The sequence below is a fragment of the Natronomonas sp. genome, from assembly GCF_047616845.1.
Taxonomy (GTDB): Archaea; Halobacteriota; Halobacteria; order Halobacteriales; family Haloarculaceae; genus Natronomonas.
Window position 1 is genome coordinate 1 of record NZ_JBLGBY010000094.1, and the last position, 3,124, is coordinate 3,124.

Here is a 3,124-nt window from a genome sequence, read left to right on the forward strand (position 1 = left end):
CATACAACAGGTAGCGTCCCGAGGGCCAAAACGGCACGGGCGCCGGAAACGAGCGGCGGAAGCGAAGACGCCGTCGCTACTTGAGACGTTCCTGCAGGAAGGAAGGGTGGGCGGCCTCGACGCCGTCCATCTCGATGATGTCCTCACGGATAACTTCGCCGACGGCGTCGCCGTCGGGGGCTCGAACCTCGGCCATCAGCATGTGGTCACCACTCGAGGTGTACAGCGACTCGACGGCATCGAGCGCCTTGAGCTGTCGCGTCACCTCGACGTAGCGTTCGCTCTTCACATCGATGCCGACGAGGGCAATGGACTTCCCGGAGAGTTTCTTCGGGTCGATATCAGCCGAGTAGCCGACGATGACGCCCTCGGATTCGAGTTTCTCGATGTATTTTCGGACGGTCGGCTTCGACACGTCCGCTCGGTCAGCGATCTCTGCGTAGGAGGCCTTCGCGTCGTCCTCAAGGACGGCGAGAATTCGATCCTCCGTCTCCGCGCTCATAGGGGTTAGTTTTACGTCCGTGAAAAAATATCTTCCGAACCCGAAAACAACCGGGGCACCCCCGAGTCCCGTCCGCTTGACACGCCTTTTCAGTTTACAATAATTGACTTAACAGGGTGAAAATCTAACAACGGTAACAGCATGGGGTATATTTAAGGGGTTTCCGACGGGACTGGTTCGTGATGACTCTCGAAGACATCAACCGCGTCACGGTTCTCGGCGCGGGCAACATGGGGCACGGTATCACAGAAGTCGTCGCCATCGCCGGCTACGATGTCACGATGCGCGACATCGAACAGGAACTGGTCGACGATGGGTACGAGGATATCGAGTGGTCACTCGAGAAACTCGCCGAGAACGGTCGCATCGACGAGGCACCGGCGGACGTAATGGCGCGTATCGACACCGGAGTCGACCTCGAAACCGCCGTCGAGGACGCCGATCTCGTCATCGAGGCCGCACCGGAGCAGATGGAGATCAAACACGACATCTTCTCCGACCTCGACGAGTTCACGCCCGAGGACGCAATCCTCGCATCGAACACGTCGTCGCTCTCCATCACGGAGATCGCAACGGCCACGGAACGCCCCGAACAGGTCGTCGGGATGCACTTCTTCAATCCGCCAGTCAAGATGGATCTCGTCGAGGTCATCTACGGCGGGGAGACGACCGACGAGACGGCCGAGACGGCCTACGAGTTCGTCGAATCCATCGACAAGACGCCCATCTACGTCCGGAAGGACGTCAACGGCTTCGTCGTCAACAGCGTTCTCGGGCCGTTCGGTGGCGAGGCCGCCTGGATGGTCAGCGAGGGCGTCGCCGACATCCGCGAGGTCGACGGGACGATGGTACACGAGCGTGGCTACCCGATGGGGCCGTTCGAACTCGGCGACCTGACGGGTATCGACATCGGCTACCACGTCCGCAAGGAGGCCGGCCGCCCGATTCCGCCCATCGTCCAAGAGAAGGTCGATGCCGAGGAGCTCGGCCAGAAGACCGGCAAGGGCTACTACGACCACGAGGGGGGCGAAGGAGCCGACTACGACGCCGCCGACGCCTCCGAGGACTTCGATTGGCTCCGCATCGAGGCGCGCATCATCAACGAGGCCGCGAAACTCATCGGCAACGACGTGGCGACACCGGAAGCCATCGACACGGGCCTCCGTCTCGGTGCCGGCTTCCCTGAGGGGCCGTGCCGACGCGCCGACAAGATCGGCCTGGGCACGGTGCTGGAAAAGCTCGACGACCTCTACGAGGAGTACGGCGCCGACCGCTACGAGCCCGCCGGCTACCTCGAAGAACTCGTCGAGGAGGGCAACACCGGCGAGGACGCCGGCGCCGGCTTCTACGAGTACGGCGAATCCGCAGACCGCGATTACACCACGATCAACGTCGAGCACAACGACGACGGCCTGCTCGAGGTCGAACTCGACCGTCAGGCGCGGATGAACGCCCTGAACCAGGACATGATGGACGAGATCGTCCATCTGCTGGAGACCGTCGACCAAGACGAGGTTCGCGCGGTCACCTTCGAGGGAGCGGGCGACCGCGCGTTCTGTGCCGGCGCCGACATCACCGGCTTTGCGGGTATCGACCCCCACGAAGTCGAGGTGACGCCGGTGTTCCAGACGGTCAACGACTTCCCCCGACCGACGCTCGCGAAGATCGACGGCTTCTGTCTCGGCGGCGGCCACGAGCTCGCACTCGCGTGTGACCTCCGCGTCGCGACGACGGACTCGGAGTTCGGCTTCCCCGAAATCGACCTCGGCCTGATTCCGGGCGGCGGCGGCACCCAGCGGGCGGTTCGCATGCTGACCGAAGCGCGCGCGAAGGAACTCGTCTTCCGCGGCGAGCGCATCGACGCGGAAACTGCCGAGGAGTGGGGTCTCATCAACCGCGCCGTCTCCGCAGAAGAGTTCGACGACACCGTCGAGGAGTTCGTCTCCGACCTCGTCAACGGCCCGCCCATCGCGCTGCGGAAGGCCAAGAAGGTCATGAACGAGGGTCGCGACCAGGACATCTCCGTCGGCCTCGAACTCGAAGCGCAGGCGTTCGGCCTCCTCCTGTCGACCGACGACATGATGGAGGGTGCCTCCGCGTTCATGGAGGATCGTGCCCCCGAGTTCGAGGGCAAATGAGCGACTGTGAGAGCCCAACACCTGACGGCATGACGAGCCCAGAACTGGAGCAGGAGTTGCGCGAGCACGGCCTGTTCCAGTGGCTCGACCTCTCCATCGAGTTCGTCGAGCCCGGCCACGTCGCCTTCGAGTTGCCGTTCAACGAGAAGTTCGCCAACATCGCCTCCGGAACAGTTCACGGTGGCGTCACAGCGACGGTCATCGATACGGCATCGGGCTTTGCCCTGCGGTCGACGTTCGACGACCCCGCGAGCGCGCGGCTGACGACGACCGACCTCAACGTTCGGTACGTCCGGCCGGCCCGCAACGACCTTCGGGTCGAGGCCGAGGTCACCCGCGCGGGCGGGACGATGGGGTTCACGGAGAGTGAAGTAACAACCGTCCACGAGGGTGAGCCGAGCGGAGCGAGGCGAGCCTCGTCGGACGAGCGACGCGAGTCCGACGGCGGTGAGGAGAAAGTCGTCGCGACGGGCGGTACCAGTTA

At 63.7% G+C, this 3,124-nt stretch carries 3 protein-coding genes; 2 read left to right on the top strand and 1 reads right to left on the bottom strand.

The window, feature by feature from the left end; translation table 11 throughout:
- Window positions 1-76: 76 nt before the first annotated feature.
- Window positions 77-502 carry an HTH-type transcriptional regulator LrpA1 gene (lrpA1, locus tag ACI8UR_RS12355; RefSeq protein ID WP_411714484.1) on the bottom strand — a complete coding sequence of 142 codons (426 nt, stop codon included), beginning with the start codon at window positions 500-502 and terminating at the stop codon, window positions 77-79.
- Window positions 503-684: 182 nt separating this feature from the next.
- Between lrpA1 and ACI8UR_RS12360 the strand changes: the two genes are divergently transcribed.
- The gene (locus ACI8UR_RS12360; protein WP_411714485.1) at window positions 685-2,640 is read left to right on the top strand and encodes a 3-hydroxyacyl-CoA dehydrogenase/enoyl-CoA hydratase family protein; all 1,956 of its coding nucleotides are present in this window, start codon (window positions 685-687) and stop codon (window positions 2,638-2,640) included.
- Window positions 2,637-3,124: PaaI family thioesterase (locus tag ACI8UR_RS12365; RefSeq protein ID WP_415087933.1), on the top strand; the 488-nt coding region annotated here is incomplete at its 3' end. The genes ACI8UR_RS12360 and ACI8UR_RS12365, both read left to right, overlap by 4 nt.

Bases quoted from the DNA above. Each gene is read 5' to 3' on its own strand.
- lrpA1 (WP_411714484.1), bottom strand. From the start codon at position 502: ATGAGCGCGGAGACGGAGGATCGAATTCTCGCCGTCCTTGAGGACGAC.
- ACI8UR_RS12360 (WP_411714485.1), top strand. From the start codon at position 685: ATGACTCTCGAAGACATCAACCGCGTCACGGTTCTCGGCGCGGGCAAC.